Source organism: Mucilaginibacter sp., assembly GCF_039925265.1.
Lineage (GTDB): Bacteria > Bacteroidota > Bacteroidia > Sphingobacteriales > Sphingobacteriaceae > Mucilaginibacter.
In genome coordinates this window covers 1-26,264 of the sequence record NZ_JBDSZG010000055.1, presented here as the reverse complement: position 1 = coordinate 26,264, position 26,264 = coordinate 1, and the positions used below count along the sequence as shown (strand labels likewise).

General features: G+C 45.2%; 20 protein-coding genes. 6 read left to right on the top strand and 14 right to left on the bottom strand.

What is annotated here, in order from left to right; genetic code table 11:
- Window positions 1–467 precede the first annotated feature (467 nt).
- The gene (locus tag ABIX36_RS23935; protein ID WP_348084692.1) at window positions 468–1,838 is read left to right on the top strand and encodes a dipeptidase; all 1,371 of its coding nucleotides are present in this window, start codon (window positions 468–470) and stop codon (window positions 1,836–1,838) included.
- 63 nt (window positions 1,839–1,901) lie between these two features.
- Here ABIX36_RS23935 and ABIX36_RS23930 read toward each other — a convergent pair whose 3' ends face one another.
- Complete coding sequence (locus tag ABIX36_RS23930; protein ID WP_348084691.1) at window positions 1,902–2,468, bottom strand: hypothetical protein; 567 nt, start codon at window positions 2,466–2,468, stop codon at window positions 1,902–1,904.
- A gap of 36 nt (window positions 2,469–2,504) precedes the next feature.
- The gene (locus ABIX36_RS23925; protein WP_348084690.1) at window positions 2,505–3,617 is read right to left on the bottom strand and encodes a dipeptide epimerase; all 1,113 of its coding nucleotides are present in this window, start codon (window positions 3,615–3,617) and stop codon (window positions 2,505–2,507) included.
- Window positions 3,618–3,860: 243 nt separating this feature from the next.
- On the opposite strand from ABIX36_RS23925, the gene ABIX36_RS23920 reads away from it, so the two are divergent.
- The 4 genes from ABIX36_RS23920 to ABIX36_RS23905 all read left to right on the top strand — a co-directional run bounded on the left by ABIX36_RS23920 (window position 3,861) and on the right by ABIX36_RS23905 (window position 8,274).
- On the top strand, window positions 3,861–4,640 hold the full coding sequence (locus tag ABIX36_RS23920) for a DUF4290 domain-containing protein (protein WP_348084689.1): 780 nt from the start codon (window positions 3,861–3,863) through the stop codon (window positions 4,638–4,640).
- Between the two features lie 160 nt (window positions 4,641–4,800).
- Window positions 4,801–6,108 carry a UDP-N-acetylglucosamine 1-carboxyvinyltransferase gene (gene murA, locus ABIX36_RS23915; RefSeq protein ID WP_348084688.1) on the top strand — a complete coding sequence of 436 codons (1,308 nt, stop codon included), beginning with the start codon at window positions 4,801–4,803 and terminating at the stop codon, window positions 6,106–6,108.
- 174 nt (window positions 6,109–6,282) lie between these two features.
- A complete protein-coding gene (locus tag ABIX36_RS23910) occupies window positions 6,283–7,797 on the top strand; it encodes a glycosyltransferase family 39 protein (protein ID WP_348084687.1) in 1,515 nt (504 codons plus the stop codon).
- A 105-nt stretch (window positions 7,798–7,902) separates the two neighbouring features.
- Complete coding sequence (locus ABIX36_RS23905) at window positions 7,903–8,274, top strand: DMT family protein (protein ID WP_348084686.1); 372 nt, start codon at window positions 7,903–7,905, stop codon at window positions 8,272–8,274.
- Window positions 8,275–8,404: 130 nt separating this feature from the next.
- Here the strand turns inward: ABIX36_RS23905 and ABIX36_RS23900 are convergent, their stop codons facing one another.
- The 4 genes from ABIX36_RS23900 to ABIX36_RS23885 form a co-directional block, all read right to left on the bottom strand.
- The gene (locus ABIX36_RS23900; protein WP_348084685.1) at window positions 8,405–9,370 is read right to left on the bottom strand and encodes a zinc-binding alcohol dehydrogenase family protein; all 966 of its coding nucleotides are present in this window, start codon (window positions 9,368–9,370) and stop codon (window positions 8,405–8,407) included.
- A gap of 83 nt (window positions 9,371–9,453) precedes the next feature.
- Window positions 9,454–10,023, bottom strand: coding sequence for a Crp/Fnr family transcriptional regulator (locus ABIX36_RS23895; RefSeq protein WP_348084684.1), 570 nt, complete (start codon window positions 10,021–10,023; stop codon window positions 9,454–9,456).
- 19 nt (window positions 10,024–10,042) lie between these two features.
- Window positions 10,043–10,348 (bottom strand): NTF2 fold immunity protein, encoded by a 306-nt coding sequence (locus tag ABIX36_RS23890; protein WP_348084683.1) that lies wholly within the window; start codon window positions 10,346–10,348, stop codon window positions 10,043–10,045.
- Window positions 10,349–10,505: 157 nt separating this feature from the next.
- A complete protein-coding gene (locus ABIX36_RS23885; protein WP_348084682.1) occupies window positions 10,506–11,867 on the bottom strand; it encodes a pyridoxal-phosphate dependent enzyme in 1,362 nt (453 codons plus the stop codon).
- Window positions 11,868–12,019: 152 nt separating this feature from the next.
- On the opposite strand from ABIX36_RS23885, the gene ABIX36_RS23880 reads away from it, so the two are divergent.
- The gene (locus tag ABIX36_RS23880; protein WP_348084681.1) at window positions 12,020–17,836 is read left to right on the top strand and encodes an alpha-2-macroglobulin family protein; all 5,817 of its coding nucleotides are present in this window, start codon (window positions 12,020–12,022) and stop codon (window positions 17,834–17,836) included.
- A gap of 133 nt (window positions 17,837–17,969) precedes the next feature.
- Here the strand turns inward: ABIX36_RS23880 and ABIX36_RS23875 are convergent, their stop codons facing one another.
- The 8 genes from ABIX36_RS23875 to ABIX36_RS23840 form a co-directional block, all read right to left on the bottom strand.
- A complete protein-coding gene (locus ABIX36_RS23875; protein WP_348084680.1) occupies window positions 17,970–18,830 on the bottom strand; it encodes an AMP nucleosidase in 861 nt (286 codons plus the stop codon).
- Between the two features lie 143 nt (window positions 18,831–18,973).
- A complete protein-coding gene (gene clpX, locus ABIX36_RS23870; protein WP_348084679.1) occupies window positions 18,974–20,212 on the bottom strand; it encodes an ATP-dependent Clp protease ATP-binding subunit ClpX in 1,239 nt (412 codons plus the stop codon).
- A gap of 89 nt (window positions 20,213–20,301) precedes the next feature.
- Window positions 20,302–21,030 carry an ATP-dependent Clp endopeptidase proteolytic subunit ClpP gene (gene clpP, locus ABIX36_RS23865; protein ID WP_128531518.1) on the bottom strand — a complete coding sequence of 243 codons (729 nt, stop codon included), beginning with the start codon at window positions 21,028–21,030 and terminating at the stop codon, window positions 20,302–20,304.
- 248 nt (window positions 21,031–21,278) lie between these two features.
- Entirely contained in the window at window positions 21,279–22,631 is a 1,353-nt protein-coding gene (gene tig / locus ABIX36_RS23860; protein WP_348084678.1) for a trigger factor, read from the bottom strand.
- A gap of 103 nt (window positions 22,632–22,734) precedes the next feature.
- Window positions 22,735–23,724, bottom strand: coding sequence for a c-type cytochrome (locus ABIX36_RS23855; protein ID WP_348084677.1), 990 nt, complete (start codon window positions 23,722–23,724; stop codon window positions 22,735–22,737).
- 80 nt (window positions 23,725–23,804) lie between these two features.
- Window positions 23,805–24,533: a head GIN domain-containing protein gene (locus tag ABIX36_RS23850; RefSeq protein WP_128531522.1), complete on the bottom strand. Its 729-nt coding sequence runs from the start codon at window positions 24,531–24,533 to the stop codon at window positions 23,805–23,807.
- A gap of 121 nt (window positions 24,534–24,654) precedes the next feature.
- Window positions 24,655–25,254, bottom strand: coding sequence for a DUF2807 domain-containing protein (locus ABIX36_RS23845; RefSeq protein ID WP_348084676.1), 600 nt, complete (start codon window positions 25,252–25,254; stop codon window positions 24,655–24,657).
- A gap of 526 nt (window positions 25,255–25,780) precedes the next feature.
- Window positions 25,781–26,264 (bottom strand): DUF2807 domain-containing protein (locus tag ABIX36_RS23840; RefSeq protein WP_348084675.1); only part of this gene is annotated, 484 nt, incomplete at its 5' end.

Here is a 26,264-nt window from a genome sequence, read left to right as displayed (position 1 = left end):
ATTGATTATCTTTAAAAAAAAGACCTGTATAGTTCCTTTAGGATTAATAAGCTATAAGGTATAGGTTTTACAGGATTTACTCAAAATCTGTATAGCTATTTCAGGACGGGTCAGTGACACTATTATTGGGAAAATATGTTAACCCGCATTATTTGTAAACTATTGATTATCATATGATTAAAAAGCATATATTGAAATTGTGTTAAGTTGTGTTAACCCTAATTCGCACGCAAGGATGTTTGATGGTTAGTAAAAGAGGGCAAAATTGAAGCAATTCATAGAAGGGCTTACAAAATCGAATATACTGTCTTTTAATGGGCTATATCCTCCAAAGGAGAGGGCTCTAAAACTCCGAAATATTTTAAAATACTCTCCTTTGGAAAGGATTTAGGTAAGGCTTTGCGCCAAAAATCTTTCACTCAAATATTTCTCGCAACAACACTATATTTGCCTCAAATACATTTACCATGCAGGTTATAAAGCAATATATAGAAGATAATAAACAGCGTTTGCTGGATGAGTTGTTCGAACTGCTGCGCTTCCCATCCGTTAGCGCCGACCCAAAATACAAGCCCGATGTTTTAAACGCCGCCGATTACGTGGCCAAAAAACTAATTGATGCCGGTGCCGACAAGGTAGAAGTTTGCCAAACAGCAGGCTACCCCATCGTTTACGGCGAAAAGATTATTGATGCTTCGTTGCCAACTGTTTTGGTTTATGGCCACTACGATGTGCAACCGGCCGACCCGCTGGAACTTTGGAAAACCCCGCCTTTTGAGCCCACCATCCGCGATGGTAAAATTTACGCCCGCGGTGCCTGCGATGATAAAGGCCAGTTTTACATGCACGTTAAAGCGTTTGAGCTGATGATGCAGACCGATACTCTGCCCTGCAATATCAAATTTATGATAGAGGGTGAGGAAGAAGTGGGCTCTAACAACCTGGGCATTTTTGTAAAACAAAACAAAGAACGCTTGAAAGCCGACGTGGTGTTGATCTCCGACACCTCGATGATCAGCATGGAACACCCTTCGCTGGAAACAGGCTTACGTGGCTTATCATACCTCGAAGTAGAAGTTACCGGCCCTAACCGCGACCTGCACTCCGGTGTTTACGGTGGCGCGGTGGCTAACCCTGCAACTATACTGGCAAAAATGATAGCATCATTGCATGATGAGGACAACCATATTGCCATCCCAGGTTTTTATGATGATGTACAGAAACTGACCGAAACCGAGCGTGCCGAACTGAACGCCGCACCATACGATGAGGAAGAATATAAAAAAGACCTCGACATAGCCGAAACATGGGGCGAAAAAGGTTATACCACTTTCGAGCGCACGGGCACCCGCCCTACCTTAGAGGTAAATGGCATCTGGGGTGGTTACATTGGTGAAGGCGCTAAAACCGTATTGCCGTCAAAAGCCAGCGCAAAAATTTCGATGCGTTTGGTGCCAAATCAAACCTCAGAAAAAATAACGCAGCTGTTTACAGATCATTTCCTGAAGATAGCGCCTAAATACGTTAAAGTAAAAGTTACCCCGCACCATGGCGGCGAGCCGGTGGTTACCCCTACCGATAGCATTGCCTACAAAGCCGCACAAAAAGCCATAGCCGAAGCATTCGGCAAGCGCCCTATTCCAACCCGCGGCGGCGGCAGCATCCCTATCGTGGCTTTATTTGAAGCCGAGTTGGGCCTCAAAACCGTACTAATGGGCTTTGGCTTAGATAGCGACGCCCTTCACTCGCCAAATGAAAAATATGATATTTTCAATTATTACAAAGGGATAGAAACTATTCCCTTGTTTCATAAATACTTTGCGGAGTTGAGTAAGTAATGAACTTCGAAACAAAAAGCCGATGAAATTTCATGGCTTTTTGTTTCCATTCTGTAAGCGGAATTATTTTTCTTTCACTCCCCTTCCTTCCCAATCAGTTATCAAGGGTTTATGAAGTTCGTGCCAGCGTTTCGCAAAACGATCTATGTTGTTTAAATCTTCCTCGATCAACGCGCCAAGTTCAAACATTCGTTTCCTAAAACCGCCTTCGGTATAAAAGGGCTTTACCTTATGATGGACAAAGTTGAAAAGCGGCATCCCTTCAAAATCGTCGCTACGCAGGCGCATCTCGCTCCTGCTATTAGGTGGAAGGTGATATTGAAGTCCGTCGGTATCCTTTAGTTGATCCAGGGATTTAACAGCCGGCGTTAATTCAAAAATGTTTAAGAAGATCTTTATCCATTTGTCGCCTCGCGAAATGTGTGTATTGACAACTTGCAGCTGCGAGTGGGGAGCAAGCCTGCAAAGTACATAGGTAAAGTCTTTTAGGTTATTCCTGCCAAACCAGTCCACCGCAAATGGAGACCGTTCAAATCCATTTTGCTGAAGTGCCGGAATGCCTTTTTTCACAAACAATTCGTTTCTCGCTTCCAGGAGCTCTTTAGCTGATACGTTGTAAAATAATCCCATATTGGCTTGAGTGAATTTATACGCTCGGTATTATCTTTAAATTACCCACTTCTCACACCCCTCCAAAAACGCCGCATCCGCATCCGCTCCTATTCCCGGCGCATCGCTGATATCCAAATGATAGCCGTCGTACTGCGCACCACCCACACATGGGTCAATTAAATGCCCAAGTTTACAAGTATCCATATCATAAAAAAGGATGTTAGGGCTGGCATATACAAAATGTAACTTACTGCTGAGGGCTATCCGGCTTTCCAGCATGCCGCCCATCATACAAGGGATTCCGCGTTCGGCGCAGGTATCGTGGATCTTTTTCGCTTCGGTAATGCCGCCGGCTTTGGCCATTTTGATGTTTACGTAATGGCAACTACCACTTTCTATCTGCTTACGGGCATCGTGATGGATGTAAACGCTTTCATCCGCCATAATTTTTACGGGGGATAGGCCCATCAGTTCGGGCAAGCGGTCATCGTACCAGGTGCGCATGGGTTGCTCGCAAAATTCGATGTCGTACCGGCCCAAAGCCTGTAGGGCAAATACGGCCTCATCAAAACTCCAGCCCTGGTTGGCATCAATGCGGATCTTCATCTCCGGGCCAACCGCCTTGCGGATCTGTTTGATACGCTCCACATCAACAGCAGCACCCTTACCCAGCTTCACCTTTAAAATAGTAGCGCTGGATGCCTTAAAGTCGATAGCTTTTTTGGCCATTACTTCCGGTGTACCAATGCCTATGGTGATATCGCTTTCCACTGCACGCTTTTCTCCTCCTAAAAACTTGTACAGCGGTAAACCAGCGTTTTTGGCAGCGATATCATACAACGCCATATCGAATGCACTTTTAATAGTACCATTGCCTGCGGTAGCGTCGTGCAGTTGCTGCATCCGAGCGGCAATCTCCAGCGCGTTTTGCCCTTTCCATATTTTGGCAAAATCCCGGGCCATTACCAGGCAGGTTTCCTGTGTTTCCCCAACGATCATCGGGAAGGCGGAGCATTCTCCCACCCCATAAAAACCGGCATCGGTATGCACGCGGATAAAAGTGTTCATGGCATGGTCCATGGTGCCGGTGGCAATGGTGAAAGGCTCCATGGGGATGCTGAAACGGTAGATATCTACAGAGGTAATAGTTACAACGGATTTATTCATAACGAACACGAATTTCACGAATTAAGGCAAATTTTCACGAATCGTGATATATCAATGTCAATATTTGTCGTAAGCGGAGTAATTGAATTCGTGAAATTCGTATAATTCGTGAAATTCGTGTATGTTTGCGTTAGTACTTCGTACGCATTCATTTCGGCTCTCCGGTTTCTGCTCTCTGTTCTAAGAAACCGTCCATGCGCCGGAAAACACTTCAAGAGATCTTATTAAATTAAAAAAATATACATGGCATTAACAAACTTGCCTGGTGGTTTTGATTATAACTCAACCAGGAATAAACTTTTACTAACCGAATACGGCCGCAACGTGCAAAACATGGTGAAATACATTGTTGCGCTGCCCACTAAAGACGAACGCAACAAATACGCACAGGTGGTTATAGACCTGATGGGCTTTTTAAACCCTCACCTGCGCGATGTAGCTGATTTTAAGCACAAACTTTGGGATCACCTGCACATTATCTCCGATTTTCAGTTGGACGTGGATTCTCCGTACCCAAAACCAAGCCCGGAAGCTATCCACATGAAGCCCGAGCCGCTTAAATATCCGCACCAGCGCATCCGTTACAAGCACTATGGCAAAACCATCGAAATGATGATAGAAAAAGCCAAAAGCATTGAGGAACCGGAGCGCAAGCGCCACATGGTACAGGCCATTGCCAACTTTATGAAAATGGCCTACGTGCAGTGGAACAAAGATTCGGTTGCCGATGATCTCATCATATCCGACCTGCTGCACTTATCCGGCGGCGAACTGAAACTGGAAGAGAACGTAAACCTTAACCGCGTTGAGTTCCGTACCAACCCGTACAGCAACAACAACCAAAACAATAATAACAACCGCGGCGGCCGTACCAATAACAACAATAACCAAAACAATCGCAATAACGGCGGTGGCGGAGGCGGTGGTGGCCGTACCAATAACAACAACAATAATCAGCGCAGCAATAACAACAACCAAAATAATAACCGCGGGCGCAACCCGGGCGGCGCTAAGAAATACTAATTACCGTTAACAGCAAGTTAATGGAGGATGGAAATATGTAATGGCTGATGCCTGCGATATTTCCATTTATTTTTTAATCTTTGCCCCTACGTACGAACAATTACCTGGATTTTTGTTTGTGTTATAAACCATTGAACATCAACCTTCGATTCATATAAAAATGAGAAACGCATTTGAAATACAGGGCGGTAAAAAGCTAAAAGGGGAAATTATCCCGCAGGGTGCCAAAAACGAGGCATTGCAAATTATATCGGCTGTATTGCTTACCGGCGAAAAAATGACCATCAATAACATTCCTGACATTCAGGATGTTAACAAACTAATAGAACTACTTGGCGATATGGGTGTTGAGGTGAACCGCACCTCCCGCTCTACCTGCACCTTCGAAGCTAAAGAGATAGATCAGGATTTTTTTAACTCAGAAGCATTCAAAACAAAAGGCGGCGGCTTACGCGGCTCCATCATGATACTGGGCCCGCTTTTGGCTCGTTTCGGCAAGGCATCTATCCCAAAACCGGGTGGCGATAAAATTGGCCGCCGCAGGCTGGATACCCACTTCCTGGGTTTCGAAAAACTGGGCGCGCGCTTTGATTACAACCCCGAGACCGGCTTTTACAATGTAGATGCATCAAACCTTAGAGGTACTTATATCCTGCTGGATGAAGCATCGGTAACTGGCACTGCCAATATTGTAATGGCTGCCGTTTTGGCCAAAGGCACCACCACCATTTATAACGCGGCCTGCGAACCGTACCTGCAGCAACTTTGCAAAATGCTTAACCGCATGGGTGCTAAGATCAGCGGCATCGCTTCAAACCTTCTTACCATAGAAGGCGTTGAAAGCCTTGGCGGAACCGAGCACACCATGTTGCCGGATATGATAGAGATAGGCTCGTTCATCGGCCTTGCTGCCATGACGGGGTCTGAGATCACCATCAAGGATGTGAAGTACAAAGAGCTGGGCATGATACCCGACGTATTTAAACGCCTCGGCATCCAGATGGAACTGCGTGGCGACGATATCTACATCCCATCTCAAGATCATTACGAGATAGATACTTTTATTGACGGATCGTTATTAACCGTTGCCGATTCACCATGGCCGGGCTTTACGCCGGATCTGCTGAGTATTGTGCTGGTTGTAGCCACACAGGCAAAAGGTTCGGTGCTCATCCACCAAAAAATGTTTGAGAGCCGCTTGTTCTTTGTAGATAAACTGCTGGATATGGGCGCTAACATCATCCTTTGCGATCCGCACCGTGCCACCGTAATCGGCTTGGATAAACAGATCCAGTTGCGCGGCATCTCCATGACCTCTCCCGATATTCGTGCGGGGGTTTCCCTGTTAATTGCCGCTTTATCGGCTCAGGGCAAATCAACCATTTATAACATTGAGCAAATAGAGCGCGGCTACCAGAATATCGATACCCGCCTGATAGCACTTGGCGCAGATATTAAAAGAGTATAATTTTTGACGAGGGACGAAAAGATGAAGGACAAAAGAAATTTGCCCTCTTTATCTCTTCGTCCTTTATCTTTCATCTCTGCTTCCTCATTTCCCCTTTTTAATTATCTTTAGTGCAACCAACTAAGCCATTTAATGTCCTATAAAAACCGGAAACCTGGGTACTCCAAGTTTATAATGATTTTTGTTGCCATAAAGGTGCTGCTGAACGCGTTGGCCATCAGTCGGTTTGGCTTTCACCGCGACGAATTTCTGCATTTGGTACTGGCCGATCACCTGGATTGGGGTTATAAGGAAGTACCACCGTTTATTGCCATGCTGGCAAAGATCACACTTTCTGTTTTTGGCGATTCTGTTTTTGCGGCGAGGATATTTTCCACCATCGCCAGTGGCCTAATTGTATGGCTTACCGGGCGCATCGCGGTAGAATTGGGCGGCCGCAGGTTTGCCATTACGCTCGCCTGCCTGGCTTTGATATTCTCACCGGCATTCGCGGCAAGCGGTTACCTTTTCCAGCCCGTGGTTTTCGATCAGTTGTGGTGGGTGCTTACTGTTTGGCTGTTTTGCAAATACCTTAACACGGCCGATGTGCGCTACCTGTACTGGCTTGGTGCGGCGGTCGGTTTTGGGATGCTTACCAAGTATTCCATGGCATTTTTCACCTTTTCGCTCATCATCGGTATTTTGATAAGCAAAGAACGCAAGTTGCTTTTTAACCGGCACGTCATCATCTCCGCGTTGATAGCTGTACTCATATTTCTGCCTAACATCATCTGGCAGTTTGTGCATCATTTACCGGTGATAACGCACATGAAACAGCTACAGGCAACCCAGCTGGATTTTGTGAAACCGATGGATTTTGTGATACAGCAATTGCTCATCAATGGTCCATCGCTGTTTATATGGCTTACCGGTTTCGCGTTTTTAATGTTATCGTTCAAGCTGAGGCGGTTTAGGTATCTGGCTATCGCGTATGTACTCATCTTCCTGTTCCTTTTAAAAATGAACGGGAAAACCTATTACCTGTTTGGTGCTTACCCTATGCTGTTTGCTGCCGGCGGCTTTGCGTTCGAAAAGATGATCACGCGGTCGAAACTAATTTTACGTGTTGCTACCATTGTGCTGTTTGTGCTGCCCAACCTATTACTCTTACCGCTTGTTTTACCCATTTTCTCGTTAGACAGAACTGTCTCCCTTTTTAAATACGCACACGAGCATGTACGCTTTTTAGATTTCGCGGTTACATGGGAGGACCAAAAGCAACACCCCACTACCCAAGATTATGCCGATATGTTGGGATGGGAAGAAATGGCCCAGAAAGCTGCCCAAACCTATCACAGCCTTACGCCAGAGCAGCAAAAGCACGCCCAGATCTTTGCCGACAATTACGGCGAGGCTGGTGCCCTCCATCACTTCCACAAAAAGTATAACATGCCCGATGTGGTGAGCCTCAACAGCAGCTTCGCGCTGTGGGCTCCCGACAATTTGGATGCTAAATACATTATTTATGTAGATGACGACGATAACGTAACCGCGCGCCTTGCACCGTTATTAGAAAGCTATAAGCAAACCGGCGAGGTACTTACCCCCCTGGCACGCGAAAAAGGAACCCGGATATACCTGTTGGTAAACCCTTCGCCAAAGCTTAACGAAGTATATAAAGCGGAACTGGCGAAGAAAAGGTTGGAGTGATGGGCAAATATGTAGACGAAATAAGTTCAGACTGATATTTGATAAAACAAAAATCTGTAAATTCATTAATTCTGTAAATTCTGATTCAGACAACGAAATAATCCGATGCGCGGACTAAAAACTATCCTCTTCCTCACCATATCCAACCTGTTTATGACGTTTGCCTGGTATGGGCACCTTAAGTTTAAAGAATACGACTGGGGCAAAAACCTGGGGCTGATCTCCATCATCTTCATCAGTTGGGGCCTGGCATTTTTTGAGTACCTTTTCCAGGTACCTGCAAACCGTTTAGGCTTTAAGGGCGATGGCGGGCCGTTCACCCTGGTTCAGCTAAAAACAATTCAGGAAGCTATTACCCTAACCATGTTTATGGTTTTCACCATCTTATTCTTCAAAACCGAAAAACTCGGCTGGAATCACCTCGTAGGTTTCGCCCTGATAGTGCTCGCGGTGTTTGTGATATTCAAGAAATGGTGAGCTGCGGATGTGCAGGTATGCAGATGATTATTGTTTTGCTAAGCGATAGAGAAGCATCTATTCGCCGCAGGGGCGGGTAGCCGACAAGCATGCTGTACATCAGATCCTTCGCTATCGCTCAGGACAAACTTTAGAGTACCAACACAATCCTCCTCCCATTATCTTCATTCTGCCATGCTTCTTCCACGTTCTCCATGGAGATGGCTTCTGTTTCTATGGTGAGTTTTCCTTCGGCTGCCAGCCTGAAGATCTCCGGTAATATCTGGGTGGGGATGGTTTTCAGTACTTCCATAGGGATGCTACCGCCGCCTACGCCGCATATTTCTATCATCGAACTGCGTAGTGCTGCTGCGGGCAGGGTGATGTTGCTGCCAGCCATTTCGCCCACCTGGATAAAGCGTACAGGATGCGGCAAGGCGTTCAGGTCGTGGCCGCTGAGTACTTCCAGGATCAGTTCTGCCGGATGCGCCCATAAATAATCGACCACGATATCGAATGGCTGCTGTTGTGCTTCGACTTTTAAGGCTTGCTTTATTTCTTCATCGCTTTGCCTGAGGGATATGACTACATCGGCCCCTAAACTTTTAAGTTGTTCCAACGCATGCGGGTTACGCCCTGTGGCCACAATTTTTGCCGCGCCAAAATGTTTGGCTATTTGTATCGCCAATTTCCCGGTGATACCCGTTGCGCCCGAAATTAGTACGCAACTGCCTTTTTTCAGCTGTCCTTTCCAAACCAGCGATAACCACGCAGATATGGCCGGATTGGGTAAAGCCGCTGCGGTTACATCGTCCACATTAGCCGGTATGGGCAAGGCGTAACCCTTGGCAATGGCAACCCGTTCGGCCATCATTCCATTGGGCGATGAAGTGTAAACCCGCTTGCCATCCTCCAGTTTGCCAACTCCATCTATCCCCACAACCGCAGGGAAACTGGTGTATTTATCGTAATGCAGCCCTTTGGCGCGCATCCTGTCTAAATTTTTGATGGATGCCGCGGTTACGTTTACAATTTGCTCGTGCGGTTTTGCAATAGGTTCTGCTATATTTTCAATTTTGGGGATATCTCCCGCCTGGTGTATTACTGCTGCTTTCATGTTTGTATTTATTATTTATACAAAGATGCCTGCATGCAGCCAGCGCGGCGATAACAATTGTTAAGAAATGAAATGGGTATAAATTACCTGGTTACCGCGTTGCGAATGCGGCTCAGCGAAACTGAAGTGATGCCCAGATAGGATGCGATATAATGCTGCGGAATGCGTTTGACGATGTGCGGTTTTTCTTTCAGGAGTTGCAAATAGCGCTCTTTGGGAGTGTATTTAATGAACGACATAAAATGCTGCATGTAATTCACCTGCCGGTCCAACATCAGGGTCACATATTGGCTCCGCGCTTCGGGCAGTTCGTCTATCGTTTTCTGTATAATTTCCCAATCCCGCTTATGTATCCAATATAAAGTACAGGGCTCTATTGCCTCAATGCTGTATAAACTCGGCGTACCTTTTCTAAAACTTTCGATGGAAGATACCGCCTCATTCTCGAAAAAGAACTGGAAGGTAACATCCTTGCCTTTATTGTTGAACCATGCCCGCAGGCAGCCTTTTTCTATGTAAAAGGCTTTTTTGGAGGTGTCGCCCTCATGTAACAGAATGGTTTTGGCGGGCACTTCTACTTTATGATATAAAGCGGCAAACTCCTCCCATTTATCTCTTAGCTGGGGAAAGCGTTCCTGAACGAGTTTTAGCATAATCGTTTTACAGATAAATTTATTTGCCGTGCGTTAAATAGATCACCTGCCCTGTTTTTGCATTGATCATGATATAAAAAACGCCGCCTTTTTCAGCCCATAGGTAACCGGTCATCATCCAATAGCCATCTGCCTGACCGACTTTGTACGGCCTCTCCGCCTTAATTTTCTTTTCGCCATATACGTCGAAAAGAACGGCTTCCGCGGATTTTACAAAACTCTCTTCGTCGGTTATTTTTATCGCAGAAACAGGATATTTCCGGGGGTATTGTTTCTGTCCGTTTAAGCCGGCCTTAACGTATGCTCTAACTTCGTTAGTTGGCATGTGTAAATTCTCCCACGTATTATCACAGGCGGTCAACAAAAATAATAGGGCGATAAAGGTTTTTTTCACAAACGAAATATACAAACAAAAAGAGACGCGAAGTATCGCGCCTCTACAATTATATCTTTTGTCTTTTCGTCCTTATTCCTTCATCCGCCTAAGCCGATATCGCGTTAATGATATCGTACTGAGTGATGATCTCTATCTTTCCGTTATCATCCTCTACCAGTACAGCGATGTTATCCCTGTTGATCATGCCCGAAATTTTATCTATCGAAGTATTAAGATCCACAAATGGGAATGGCGCGGTGGAGATACTTTTAACCGGCTGAGATTTGATACCAGGGTTTTCCATCAGCGAGGTCAGGATGTCGCTTTCGGTTATTTTGCCAATCACCATACCTTTTTGGGTAACCGGGATCTGCGAGATATTGAGCGATTTGATGGTGTTGATCGCCTCCAGAACTGTTTTTTCGCAATCGATGGTAACAATGTCCTGTGCATCTTTTTTGCTGATGATATGGCGGGCAGTCAGTTTTTCTTCTTTGATAAAGCCGCGGTCGCGCAACCAGTCGTCATTGTACATTTTACCAAGGTAACGGGTACCATGATCGGGGAAAATCACCACTACCACATCGCCTTCTTTAAACATGTGCTTCATTTGCAGCACACCCGCTATGGCCGAACCGGTTGAGTTACCAGCGAAGATGGCTTCCTTCCGGGCGATTTCGCGCGTCATGAGGGCGGCATCCATATCGGTTACCTTTTCAAAATGGTCTATCAGGCTAAAGTCAACGTTCGCCGGCAAAAAATCCTCACCTATACCTTCGGTAATGTACGGGTAGATCTCGTTCTTATCAAACTCTCCGGTCTCCTTGTATTTTTTAAATACCGAACCATAAGTATCGATCCCTAAAATTTTAATGTCAGGATTTTTCTCTTTCAGGAAACGGGCAATACCTGATAACGTTCCGCCGGTACCTACGCCCGCTACTACGTGGGTAACCTTGCCTTCGGTTTGTTCCCAAATTTCGGGGCCGGTTTGCTCGTAGTGCGCCTGCGAATTGCTCAGGTTATCGTACTGGTTCGGCTTCCATGAATTTGGCACCTCGCGCTCCAGGCGCGATGAAACCGAGTAGTAAGAGCGCGGGTCTTCCGGCTCTACGTTGGTAGGGCACACAATCACCTCGGCACCAAAGGCGCGCAGGGCGTCAAATTTCTCTTTAGATTGCTTATCGGTACTCGTGAAGATACATTTATAACCTTTTATTACCGCTGCAATGGCCAGGCCCATACCTGTATTGCCCGACGTACCCTCTATAATGGTACCGCCCGGTTTAAGTTTACCGCTTTTTTCGGCGTCCTCAATCATTTTAAGGGCCATACGGTCCTTTATTGAGTTACCCGGGTTGGTGGTTTCAATTTTTGCCAAAACCGTAGCCGGGATATCTTTTACTATTTTATTCAGTTTCACCATGGGCGTATTGCCAATGGTTTCGAGGATGTTATTATACCACATAATTTAAATTCTACCAGTTCTATGTATAAAACGGGGCAGGCCTCAAAATTAGCTTTCTTAAATGATATTTTTTTATGGAATAGTAAATACATCTGCATCTTAACGATATAAATACGATCCCAACAACCATAAAACCTATAATTTAGCCATATATGCCACAATTATTTACCAGGATATTTATCGCCCTTTTATTGCTATGCAACGCAGCATTTGCCCAACGCCCATTAACCGACAGCAGGCAAAACAGTTATTACACCTACATTTATAAGCTGAGCGATGCAGATGTAAGGGCATTCTATAAGTCGCCCGGCAAACCATTTGATGATAAAGTGCTGCGTAACCCGGTAGATTCGTTCAAAACAGATAAATATTGGGAAAATACCCTGCCGCCCGGTAATTATGTAAAGGCCTATGCCGAACAGAACAGGCTGAGGTACTCGCTGATAGAAAACCATTCGGCTTTTTTAAAACTATTCACCAGCAAATACGAGCATCGTTTTATCCTAACGGATAAAAAAGGGGCGTATATTACCACAGCAGCAGCCTGGCTTAACGGTAAAAAAGTGCCCTATGATGAAAGAAGCGGCACCTGGTATTTTAAGAGAGGTAAATCTATTAACACAGTACAGGTAGATTATGCAGGGGTAAGCAACTTCTACACCGTAGCACCAACCAAGGAATATGATTATTACCAAAGTCCACAAAAAAGCTGGTACGCGTCTTTATGGGCATCCATTAAAAGCATCTTTAAGAAAAACGAGAGCAACCGCTATACACCAAGGCCATATACCGGTTTTATGGTATTTAACAAACCTATTTATAAGCTGGGCGATACGGTAAAACTTAAAGCTTTCATCTTCACCCAGCGCGATAAAAAACCCATCGCGCAGAAAAAACTATTGGTAAAGTTGGTAATGGATGGCGAACGCAAAAACATAGGCGAAGTAACTGCCTATCGGGATGGCGGTTTTGAATATAGTTTTGTGCTGAGCGATACCCTGAAGTTGGAATTGGATGAACGCTACGAAGTACTGCTTACCGATCCTGCAAAAACTCCTAAAAACAAGGATGATGATGACCAGGATGGTGACCATAAAAACAAGGACCTGGTGTACTCTGGCAATTTTCAGTACGAAGAATATGAGCTAAAGTCAATAAAATTTGAAATGCGGGCAGATAAAAAAGAGCATTGGCCGGGCAGCCCGCAAGTTGTTTACTTAAAAGCAACTGATGAAAACAACCTGCCGGTAGCCGACGGGCGGGTTACCTTAACCTTAAAAACGGGCAATATCACCAGCCAGAAAACCAACCACCAATACATCCCCGACACATTGTGGGTGCATAAATTCCCGCTGGATGCTGTTGGTGAAACCAAAATAACCATTCCAGATTCCATCTTCCCGAAAGCGGATATCAACTACAGTATGGAGGCTGAATTTTTAAACGCCGATAACGAACGGCAGAATCAATGGGCAAGCGCCAACTTCCTGTATCAAAAATTCAACATCGCTACCGATGTGGTAAATGATTCTTTAAAAATTGATTACCAGCACCTGGGTAAGCCAGCCAATGGCAACGCGTTTGTAAGTGCTTTAAACGCAGCCGGGGACACACTTTTTAAGGAAGAAATAGCGCTACCCGGGTTTGTGAAGGTAAAACCCGGCGCGACAGCATACAATATTGAAACCGATAGCGCCAGCTCCGATATAGAGATGAAGGATTTTGAGGGCAACATCTCACTCTCCGGCGAACGTACGGCCGATTCGCTATTTGTGAACGTAAACAACCCGCGTAAACTCCACTTCTTCTATTCGGTTTTTGCCAACGGCAAATTGTTGGATGGCGGCAAAGCCACCGAACTGTTTTACAAAAAAGTCTACCCATCAAATAAGCCGGTTAACTTTCGCGTCAATTACATTTGGGCGGGACAGGTACAAACGCAAGATGCTAACCTGGCCTACCGTAAGGATCTGCTCACCATTAATGTAAGGCAGCCCGTATCGGTTTATCCGGGGCAAAAGGCGCAAACCGATATTGTGGTAACCGATGCCGCCGGCCGGCCCATTGCCAATACCGATGTTACTGCCTGGGCACTCACCAAAAAATTCAACTACGGTGCGCCGAATACACCTTTTTTGGGGAAACCCTATTATGCCGCCAAGGGCAAAAAACAATTTAAGATGGAGGAAACCGAAATAAACGGGGCCATCAAACTAAATTGGCTGCGCTGGATCCGTGAAATTGGCCTGGATAGCATTGCTTATTACCAGTTTACCCATCCTAAAACCACCTACCGCTTAGAGGAGCCCGGTATTGATACCATTACCCAAATAGCGCCCTTTATTGTGCAGGGTGGAGACATCATCCCCGTGCATATTTTATATATAGATTATCTTCCCGTTTATTTTAGCCAGGCAAAACAAATGCAGCCATACAGCTTTAAGGTGAGGCCGGGCTACCACTCCCTCATGTTCCGTACGGCTACGCAAAACATCCAGATGGATAGCGTGCTGGTGCAAAAATCAAAAAAGCTGATCTTAAGCATCAACGCCGATACCTACCCGGTTATTAAAACAAAGGATACCCTTAGTTTTGCGGAGGCCGATAACGTGAATAAATATCTTATCAGCGTAGTAAATAATTTTGACGGCAAAAGAGCGCTCATCGCACAAACCGACCGGATCTTCTTTCTAAACCCTTACAGCACCGCAGAAAGCACCGTCCTTACCGGCCCGCTATCGCCCAATTACACCGTTTTCGACCGGCAGGGCGATAAACCTCAGCCATTTATTGCCGAATCGAATTATTCATACTGGTTTGCGCCGGGGCTCATCAGGCAAAAAAGTATCAGCGCCAGCTACCCGTTTAGCCACGCTTTAGCCAATATATCGGGCAACACAAATTACAAACAGTATGTGCTTAGCAACAATGCTACAGATAGCCTTTGGCAGGATTACCTGGACCAGCGTAGTAACAGCAGTCGCCTTTTTAACAACCCGGCTATCGCTGATAAAGAAAGTGGAAGGTTAACCATACGCCGAAAAGTAGTTGAAAACGAAAAGATGGTGCTCATCAAAAACGTGATCCTCTACCGCTATAACAACCCCGACTTTATCAGGATATACCCCGGCAGCACTACCGATTTTGGTAAGCTGAGCAAAGGGAATTACCGCATGCTGTTCCTTTTAAAGGGTGATACTTATGATATAAAAGAGAATATTGCAATAAAAGCCTATGGGATAAATTATTATGAGATGAGCGTACTGCCGGCGCATGCAAAGGATTCGGTAAGTATTAAAATTGGCCGGGTGATCGGCGAGCGTAAAAGCGAGGTGTACCGCAATTTTGATAACCAGATAGAGAACGATGAACTGAAGTTAAAGGAGATATTTAATGAAAAGTACTTTAACACAAGCGATTTCAGCCAAATGGTTACCGGCAAGCTGATCGGCAGCGACGACAAATTGCCAATTGTTGGCGCTACTATAAAAGTAAAGGGTACTACCAATAGCGCAGTTACAAGCATTAACGGCACTTTCCGCCTAAGGGTACCGCCGAATGGCAAACTGGTAGCAAGTTACCTGGGTTATTATACACAGGAAGTTGACTTTATCTCCGGCACAAATGTTAAAATAACAATGCATGCTTCCCAAAACCAACTGCAGGAAGTTGTAGTAGTTGGATACAGTACTACCAGGAGAAAAGACATGACCGGGGCGATAAGTTACGTTACCGCTGAGCAGTTTTTGCAGGGGAAGGTCAGCGGTATAACGGTAGTAAGCGAAGGCACTCCCGGTGCCGGCCTTACAATTCAAGTAAGAGGGTTATCGTCGGTAGCCGGCAAAACCCCTATTTATGTTATTGATGGCGAAATAGTTACCGATCTAAAAGGCATCAGCCCCGGCGACATTGGCGAAATAAGCGTATTGAAGGATGCTGCTGCAACGGCCATATACGGTTCACGTGGCGCTAATGGCGTTATCATCATCACCAAAAAGACATCGGCGAATGCGTTAGTCGCACCTGCTGATGCGCCTGTAGCAGGGCAGCAAACCTTACGCAAAAACTTCTCGGATTACGCTTACTGGCAACCCAAACTTACTACCGACGCTAACGGCAAGGCAAGTTTCACCAGCGTTTTCCCGGATGATATTACCAACTGGCGCACTTTTGTCATTGCCGTTAACGGGCAGCGCCAAAGTGGTTTTGCAGAACAGCAGATAAAATCGTTTAAACCGGTTAGCGCCAATTTTATAGCGCCGCAATTTGCTGTGGCCGGCGATGAGATGAGCTTGATAGGTAAGGTGATGAATTACAACTCCACTCCTATTACCGCTAACCGTACTTTTAAATATAACGGAGCGGTGCTAAAACAGGACGATATACAGGTTGCCAATGCTAAAATTGATACGCTGAACATTACTGCAACCAACGCCGACAGCCTGGAATTTGAATACAGCATTGCGCGTGACAATGGCTATTTTGATGGCGAAAAACGCAAAATACCTGTAGTAAAACAAGGCGTACAGGAAACCATTGGCGTGTTTGAAGCGTTGGACAGGGATACCACTATTACCCTGAAATTCGACGCGGCAATGGGGCCGGTAACCTTTAGGGCCGAGGCCTCTGCCCTGCCCGCGCTTGCCGAAGAAGCCAAACACCTGCGTGAGTATAAATATTTATGCAACGAACAACTGGCCTCTAAGTTGAAAGGCTTGCTGGCCGAAAAGCGCATCCAAACCTTCCTTAACCTGCCGTTTAAATACGAACGGAATATTTTGGACATCATCAAAAAACTACAGGATGGCCGTAACACGAGCGGTATTTGGGGATGGTGGGCCAATAGTAACGACGAGCTCTGGCTGAGCCTGCACACGGTAGAGGCTCTTTTAGATGCAAAAACCATGGGTTACACGGTAAATGTAGATCAACCTAAATTAACCGCCTATTTGGTTTACCAATTAGAAAGCTATCGCGGTGAGGAAAAGCTGGCCTGCCTGCAGTTACTGTATAAAACTGGTGCCAGGGTGGATTATACAAAATATTTTGGGGTGATAGAAAAGGAATACAAAACCCAAAAAGATGTACCCAATTACAACCGCCTGCGCCTGATGTTGCTGAAACAAGAGGCAGGGCTTACCGTAAAAACAGATAGCCTGCTGACTGCCGTCCATAAAACGATGTTTGGTAATCTATATTGGGGCGAAGAGGGTTACCGCTTCTTTGATAATTCCATACAGGTAAGCGTGCTGGCCTACCAGATCATTAAAGCCGAGGGCAAGCACCCGGAAGTACTGGCCAAAATAAGGGGCTACTTTTTAGAACAGCGCAGCCACGGCGAGTGGCGCAACACCTACGAATCGGCACTGATACTGGAAACTATTTTGCCCGATCTGTTGAAGGTTGATAGCGAGCTAAAACCGGCTGTGCTAACAATTAAAGGCGCGGCTACTGAAACCATTACCGCTTTCCCTTATACTACAACATTGAAAGATAATCAGATCAGCATCAGCAAAACCGGAAGCCTGCCTGTTTACATCACCGGCTACCAGCAATTTTGGAACAGCAAGCCCGAAAAGGTAAACAAGGATTTTACAGTTGATACCTGGGTTGAAAAAAACGGCGATAAGCGTGCCCGGTTAAAAGGCGGCGAGGCGGTACAGCTTAAAGCCGAAGTAACGGTGAATGGCGATGCCGATTTTGTGATGGTAGAGATCCCCATCCCGGCAGGATGCTCCTACGATAACAAGGCGCAACAATGGGCCAACAACGAGGTACACCGCGAATTTTTTAAAGAAAAAGTAAGCATCTTTTGCCGCAAGCTAAAAGAAGGTAAATACACGTTCACCGTAAACCTGATGCCTCGCTACGGCGGTAACTACAACCTAAATCCCGCCAAAGCTGAGCAAATGTATTTCCCTGTATTTTATGGCAGGGAAGGGATGAAGAAGGTAATGGTTGGAGATTAAAGGTTATAAAAAAACGTCATTGCTGTAAGGAACGAAGCAATCTCTAAACTGTGCATAGCCGCTATATATTGCCGACCTGCCTATCTGGAGATTGCTTCGTTCCTCGCAATGACGCGTGGGGTATTAGTATACCTTAGAATTTCAAATGTTTCACTGTCAACCCACCGTTGATGAGCTGTTTTAACGATTCGATACCTACCCTGAGGTGGGTTTCTACATATTGCTCGGTTACGGATGAGTCGCTTTCGGCTGTTTTTACACCTTCGGGGATCATCGGCTGATCTGATACCAGCAGCAATGCACCCGTAGGGATCTTGTTGGCGAAGCCGGTGGTGAAGATGGTCGCTGTTTCCATATCGATGGCCATAGCACGCAGGTCTTTCAGATATTTCTTAAAATCCTTATCGTGCTCCCACACTCGGCGGTTGGTGGTATAGCAGGTTCCGGTCCAGTAATCGCGGCCAAAATCGCGTATGGTGGTGGATATGGCTTTCTGCAGGGCAAAGGCGGGCAGTGCCGGCACTTCGGCGGGCAGGTAATCGTTTGATGTACCCTCGCCGCGAATGGCCGCTATGGGCAGTATCAGGTCGCCTACGTTGTTCTTCTTTTTCAAGCCACCGCATTTCCCTAAAAATATTACCGCTTCGGGATGTATGGCGGTTAGCAGGTCCATTACGGTTGCCGCTACAGAACTACCCATCCCAAAGTTAATGATGGTGATACCGTTGGCGGTTACGCTTTGCATCGGCTTATCCAGGCCCATTATCGGCGCATTCTCATTCCATTCGGAAAACAGCTGCAGGTATTTAGAAAAGTTGGTGAGGATAATGTACTTGCCAAAAGCATCAAGCGGGCGGCCGGTATAACGCGGCAACCAGTTGGCCACTATGGCTTCTTTGGTTTTTAAGCCCGATTTTACGGGCGATGTTACTTCTTTTACTTTCTTTTCTTCTTTTAGTGTTGCGTCTTTTTTGGCATCTAATTGTTCGTTCATTTTTTGAGTTCTCCTATTATTTATCCCATTGGCGAATTCCTTTGGGGGCGTTTAAAAACCTTTTATACAGCAAACCCCGGCGGGTTATCGCCAGGGCTGCGGGTCTTGTTATACAAATATAGCTATTTTAAGCCAATTTAGTGTTAAGCTACCTTTAATTTTTTAAGATCCGACTTCTCAAACTTCTCTCTCGCGTACTCCAGCGTTACATTTAAGCGCTTCACATCCTTCTTGGATGGGAACTCAAACATGGCGTCGATCATGATGGCTTCGCAGATAGAACGCAGGCCGCGGGCACCCAATTTAAACTCCATTGCCTTGTCAACAATAAAGTCTAAAACGTCTACATCAAACTCCAGTTTTACACCTTCGTATTCAAACAATTTTTTGTACTGTTTCAATAAAGAGTTCTTTGGTTCGGTCAAAATATTGTGCAGGGCTTCCCTATCCAGCGGATTAAGGTAAGTAAGTACCGGCAAACGGCCTATGAGCTCTGGGATCAACCCAAACGATTTCAGATCCTGCGGGGTGATGTACTTGTACAGGTTCTTCATGTCCACCTCGTTATCATCGCGTTTCATTTTGTAACCCACGGTTTGGGTACGCAGCCTGTTGGCAATTTTTCTGTCGATGCCATCAAACGCGCCGCCGCAGATGAATAAAATGTTGCTGGTGTTAACGGTGATCATCTTTTGGTCGGGGTGTTTACGGCCGCCTTGTGGTGGTACGTTAACCATGGTTCCTTCCAAAATCTTCAATAAAGCCTGTTGCACGCCCTCGCCGCTTACATCGCGGGTGATGGATGCGTTATCGCTTTTGCGGGCAATTTTATCCACTTCATCAATGTATACAATACCGCGCTCGGCAGTGTTTACATCATAATCTGCGCTTTGCAGCAAACGGGTAAGGATACTTTCCACATCCTCGCCTACATAGCCAGCTTCGGTTAATACCGTAGCATCGCAAATGCAGAAGGGCACGTTTAGTATCTTGGCAAGCGTTTTGGCCAGCAGGGTTTTGCCCGTACCGGTTTCGCCCACCATAATGATGTTTGATTTTTCTATCTCTACCTCGTCCTTATCCACACGTTGGTTAAGGCGTTTATAGTGGTTATATACCGATACCGCCAGCACTTTCTTAGCGTCGTCCTGGCCAATGATGTATTGATCGAGGTGGGATTTTATTTCTGCCGGTTTTAAAATAGCAGGCGACGATGGCGAAGCTTTCACCTTACGCACTTTAAGCTCTTCTGCCAGTATCTCGTTAGCCTGGTTAACGCACTTATCACAAATATGCGCGTCGAGCCCGGCTATCAGCATCAGGGAGTCTTGTTTACCTGCGCCGCAAAACGAGCACCTGATCTCCTTGCTGTTCTTGTTCATCTGCTAATTGGTTTATCAAAAATAATCAATTAAAAATTTAATTGCAATGTGTACAACCCCTTAAGGCTGTACACAGTACGCAAAATTGATTATTTTGTTTTGTTACTGTTCCCTTTTAAAACTTCATCAACCATACCAAATTCTTTTGCTTCGTCGGCAATCATCCAGTAATCACGGTCTGATGCTTCCCAAACTTTTTCGTACGATGCGCCGCTGTGGTCGGCGATGATCTGATATAGTTCTTTTTTCAGCTTGGTGATCTCGTGATACGTGATCTCGATATCGCTTTGCTGACCCTGCGCACCACCCGATGGCTGGTGGATCATCACCCTTGAATGTGGCAATGCTGCACGCTTACCTGCTGTACCTGCGCAAAGTAATACCGCCCCCATTGATGCTGCCATACCTGTACAAATTGTAGCTACATCGTTAGATATGAACTGCATGGTATCATAAATACCCAAACCTGCATAAACAGAGCCACCCGGCGAGTTAATATAGATCTGGATATCGCGCTTTGCATCAGCCGATTGCAGGAATAGCAATTGAGCCTGAATAATGTTTGCATTCTGATCATAAATAGCATCGCCAAGGAAAATGATGCGGTCCATCATCAAACGCGAGAACACGTCCATCTGGGCTACGTTCATCTGGCGTTCCTCAATGATGTACGGGGTCATGCCGGTTGGGTTGTAAATACCGCTTGGCTGGCTGTTACGATCGAAGGTTGAAAGGTACTTATCTACGGTGAGGCCGTTTAAACGGTGATGTTTAACGGCATATTTACGAAATTCGTTCTTATCGATATTACTGCTCATGATATGTGTTTGTTATAATATAAATGCTTTTGGGTAACCGGGCTAAATATAGTTTTTAGTTGAATAGATTTAATAGTGTAAAGTTTGTGTAAAGTAAAAAAAAGCCTCACCCCAACCCCCTCCAAAGGAGAGGGAGTAAGAGCTTCTTCAAGTCCTCTCCATGGAGAGGATTTAGGTAAGGCTTAAACGCCAAAAGCATTTGCTTTAGGCAAATGCTTTTGGTAAAGGATATTATTAAACGGACGTGCTTAGCCTTCCAGTTTGTTAAAATCGGTAAACAGGATCTCTTTTTTATCTAAAGTGATCACGCTTTTTACGTAATCAAAAACCTTAACGGCTTTTACTTCCTCAAATATTTTGTTTGCCTGCTCTTTGTTTTGCAAATACTGCACGGTGTACTGCGCCAATTGCTCCTCTGGAAGCGATTGCTGGCTGTACGCGCGGAACTGCTGATCTAAGCTCATTTTCGCGTAACTAAATACTTCATCGTATTTAATATCGATGTTGCCATCTTTCGTTATTTTGTTTGCTATCAGCGTCCATTTCAGATTTTTTGCAAAATCGTTGTAACCACTTTCCAATTCTTCCTCGGTTAGTTTTTCGTTGGTTGCTTTCAACCAGCGTTTTAAAAACTCATCGGGCAAGTTAAACTGAGTTTTGTTAAGGCTGTAGTTGTAAATGTCGTTTTGCAGTTTGCGTTCGCTATCCTGCTGCATCATTGTTTCAACTTCTTCGGTTATTTTTTCCCTGAAGCCTTCTTCGGTAGTTACGGTACCTTCACCAAATAATTTGTCAAAGAACTCCTGGTTCAAATCTGCTTCCTCTAAACGGTTAACATTTTTAACTGTTAATTTGAAGTTCGACTTTAAATCAGCTGCTGTTTCCTCGTCAACCTTAAGCACGCCTGCAATTTTTGCTGAATCGTTACCATAAGCTGCCTGGATATCCAGCGTTACTTCGTCACCCTTTTTTAAACCTATTAATGATGCTTTGATAGCCTCATCTTTTATCAGATCTAAACGAACCGATGCCGTGTTGCTAATGCCATCCTCAAAAACAGAACCATCCGGAGATAATTGCACTAATTCGGAATAAAGAACATCATCATCTGCCGATACGTCAGGATTTGTCATTTTGCCATAGGCGCGACGGATACTTTTCACACGCTGAGCCAATGTTTCTTCATCAGCTTTGATGATGTATTGAGTTATCTGGTCTTTAGAAGTAAAGTCGATATCAAACTCCGGCGCTAAACCAATTTCGTAGTTAAACTCAAAATCATCAGCAAAATCCCAGTTGTACTCTTTACGGTCGTCTTCGTGTTTTGGCAAAGGCTGGCCCAGTACTTCCAGTTTTTCTTCTTCTAAGTATTTGTTCAGGGTATCGCTCAGCATGTTGTTGATCTCGTCAACCAAAATGCTTTTGCCATACATTCTTTTAATGTGTGCAGTTGGCACCATGCCCGGGCGGAAACCTGGGATCTTTGCTTTCTTAGCTTGTTCCTTAATCGCTTTTTCTACGCGTGGCTGGTAGTCAGCCGGGTTTAAATTGATCTTTACAACCGTGTTCAGGTTATCAACTTTTTCCTGTGATATATTCATCTTTTTTACCGGATAGTGTTTTAATATAATAAACCACCATGCAATTTTTTTAACCGCATGGCAGCTTTTTAGAGGCGCAAAAGTATAAATTTATTTCGAGAATTTATTTGGCCAGGGGTTTGTTTTCGAATTTTACAACCTTGTTGCTTACAGGCTTAACTGTTTTTAAATAAGTGTAAACCGCCGCCAGGTCGCTTTCTTTCATACCACCATAGCGCCACCAGGGCATAATGGTTTGAAACTCGCCTTGTTTCACCGGATAGGGCTTCATGCTACCGTTGGTATATTGCTTAAAACGGGCAATAAACTGCTCTTTGGTCCAGGCACCTATGCCGCTTATTCTATCTGGCGTTATATTGGCCGAACGGATAGTTGTGCCGCCGCCAATATTGTATTCGTTGCCACCGGCATAATCCATCCCCACGACAGGTTTTCCTTGTACAGCCTTGGTGTGGCATTCGCTGCAGGCCGCAGCCTCAATTAGGTATTTACCGTATTTAAGCGTATCGCTTTCGGCCGGTATTTTAGCGGGCATTGCTTTTTGCGGCATGGTGTTTACCAGCAAATTCAAAGGAAAATCAAGCTTGCGTTTTGGGAAACTGCTTGCATGCGGTTTAAGGGTGCGGATGTAAGCGATGATGCTGAAAATGTCCTCCCTATCCATTTTACCAAATGCCACATACGGCATTATGGGAAATATGGCCGAGCCATCTTTTTTTACACCTGTGGTAATGGCGCGGTACAATTCGCCGTCTGTCCAGCTTTTTAAGTTGGTTGGGGTAATGTTGGGCACATAAACAGCGCCCGGAAAGCTGATGCGTTCGTCGAATTTCTCGCCACCGGCTCCTATAATAGCGGTATCAATAGGGCCGCCAAACTGGTCCCATTTACGGGTAGAGTGGCAATCTATACAAACGGCTACATGGTTGGCCAGGTATTTACCACGGGCCAGCCTTTTCGGCGTTGCTTCAACTTTAATATTTTCGGGCTGGCCAACATTGGGCAGGGCGTGGGTTACATAAGAGACCGCTGATATGGCTATCAATACGATAAAGATGACGATGTACGCCATCCATTTTTTGAGCTTTTTCATGATGAGGTTGAGTAGTATTATTCTTAAAACAATAAGTCGTACTCAACCTCACGAACGTTACACCGGGTAACGGTTTTTTATTAATTGATCTTGGTGATAGACGAAGCGCCCGATTTATCGCTGCTTACATTTGACGGACTGCCGCGGTACTCAATTTCTGATGCGCCGCTGGTATGCACGCTCAGATCTTTCAATACATTAATTTTGCAATGGCTGGCCCCAGATGTTTCGATTCGGTACTTGCCCACTACAAAATCAAGCGCGTCAATGTCCCCGCTGCCGCTCAGGCTTACATCGTGCGATGCCGCCTGGCCTTTCAGCTTTAGTTCGGTACTTCCGCTGCCTTCGGTATGTACATCTGCGGCGCTGATATCCATATCTAATTTGGTAGAACCTGAAAGGTTTAGATCCAGGTTGCCGGTAGTGATACGGCCTATGGAAGTTATTTCTACCGCGCCCGATGCTTCAACAGCGCTAAGCGCTTTCACACCAATAGAAATTACCATTTCGGTGCGGCTATCGAGGTTACGGGTGGTGTATATGCGCAGTTTGTCGCCCTCTACTTCTGTTTTAATATATTTAAGCAAATTGTCATCGGCCGTAATGGTTACTATCGATGAGCTATCCTGTTTAAGGGTAACTTTTAGTCCGCCCGAAATATCAACTTTTGTGAAATCTACAACGGTACGTTTTTCTGTAGCCGCTTTGCCCGAGCCATGGATGCGCCTGAACCGTCTGCATGATGATGATAATAGGCTCACCGAAAGCAGTGCAACCAAAACGAATATTTGTAGATAAGATTTTTTCATGGTAAGTTTTTTTGTTTTTGACACCGTTTATTGCCCTGAAGTTACACTAAAAGTTAAAATAAAAAAAGCCGTTGCCCGGCAACAGCTTTTAAGGTATATATTGAATTGTGAAAGGTGCGTATTATAAACCGGCTATATCTCTTTTACCTGCTGCCGACATCTGCATTTTGCTTTCGTTAACAGTGATGAAGTTATCGTTGATCACCTTTGCAGAGTCTGCGTATTTTAAGCTGTATTCGGTAACGCTTCCGGTTAAGGTTGCTTTGGCATTATCGTTTACGGTTACTGTAGCGCGGTAAGCTTCTAAGTTTAAAGTTGCGGTTGCGTTATCGTACAGGTTAACGTCCAGGTCTATTTTTGATAAGCTACCGAAAGATTTTACAGCTGCGTTATCATAAACTGAGATGGCGCGCAAATCGTTAGCGGTTACCCAAACCACTAATTTTTCTGCTTTGTAAGATGAGATGCGTAGCACACCGTTTTGGCTTTGTACCAAAGCGCTTTCGGCATAGTACTGGTTGTACACTTTCACCTGGTCGGTGTTGCCGTCAGATATGTAAAGCTCTACGTTTCCGTGTACTTCTATTTTGCTGATCTGGCTGATGTTTGTTAATGTGGTGCTTACTTCTTTGTTATCATTTTTTACTGAAGCTAAGCTTGAATTTGTGCTGCCAACTGCTAATGCTACGATAGCTAAGATGGTGAATATTGATGTTTTCATGATATTAATATTTTGATTTTGAATACTTTATGTTGTTTAGTAACTTAATACACAGATAAGACGACCCCAAGCTTGAAACGTTACAGCCAAATAGTGTGAAATAGACACAGTACGGGTTTATATCGGCGAACGACGGATTTGAGTCGGCGAAGTGGGAGGAGAAAAATAGAGGTAAGAATCAAGAGACAAGAATCAAGATGTAAAAATAGCTATTTACGCCCTTGCCCATGTTGTCACCAGCAAGCCGCCATGCGTCCCGGGCGTTGCATCTCGGAGACCGTTCTAAACGCTATTGGTGACAAACCAACAGCGGCGGAAAGGACTAACGGGATGCAAGGCGTACAAGTTCTCTCCTCGCCCCCGCCCACGGCCCTCCGCTGCTCGTTCGAGATGACGTGATGGGTTGTATACGACCTTGTGGTGTTGTCACCTACAAACTGCCGTGCCCGTTGCCCGTCAACAAAAAAGCCACCGTTTACACGGTGGCTTCGACTGAATATATGTTGAACTTTTGCAAAAGTATTACTTACAAGATAGCTAATTCGGCTTTAGCCGGGGTGAACTTGTTGGTGATCTTCTCGGTTTTGCTGGTTGAAGCTAAATCAGTGTTGTTAACGGTTGCAGACTGATCACGAACCAGGTTATACTCGCTTACGTTACCGGTAACATCCGCTTTAGCGCGGTCGTTTACGGTTATGTTTGCTTTGTAGGCGTCAAGGTTCAGTTTTGCTGAAGCATTGTTGTACAGGTTAACATCAAGGTCTATCTTAGACAGGTTACCGAAAGATTTTACTTCAGCGTTGTCATAAGCAGAGATGCTGCGCAGGTCGGCGGCTGTAACCCAAACCACTAAGGTTTTAGCGTTGTATGATGCGATGCGCAATACACCGTTCTCGTTTTTAACCATTGCACTTTCAGCATAGTAACGGTTGTAAACTTTTACCTGGTCGGCAGTACCATCTGATACGAACAGTTGCACATTACCGCGGATCTCTATTTTGTTGATCTGG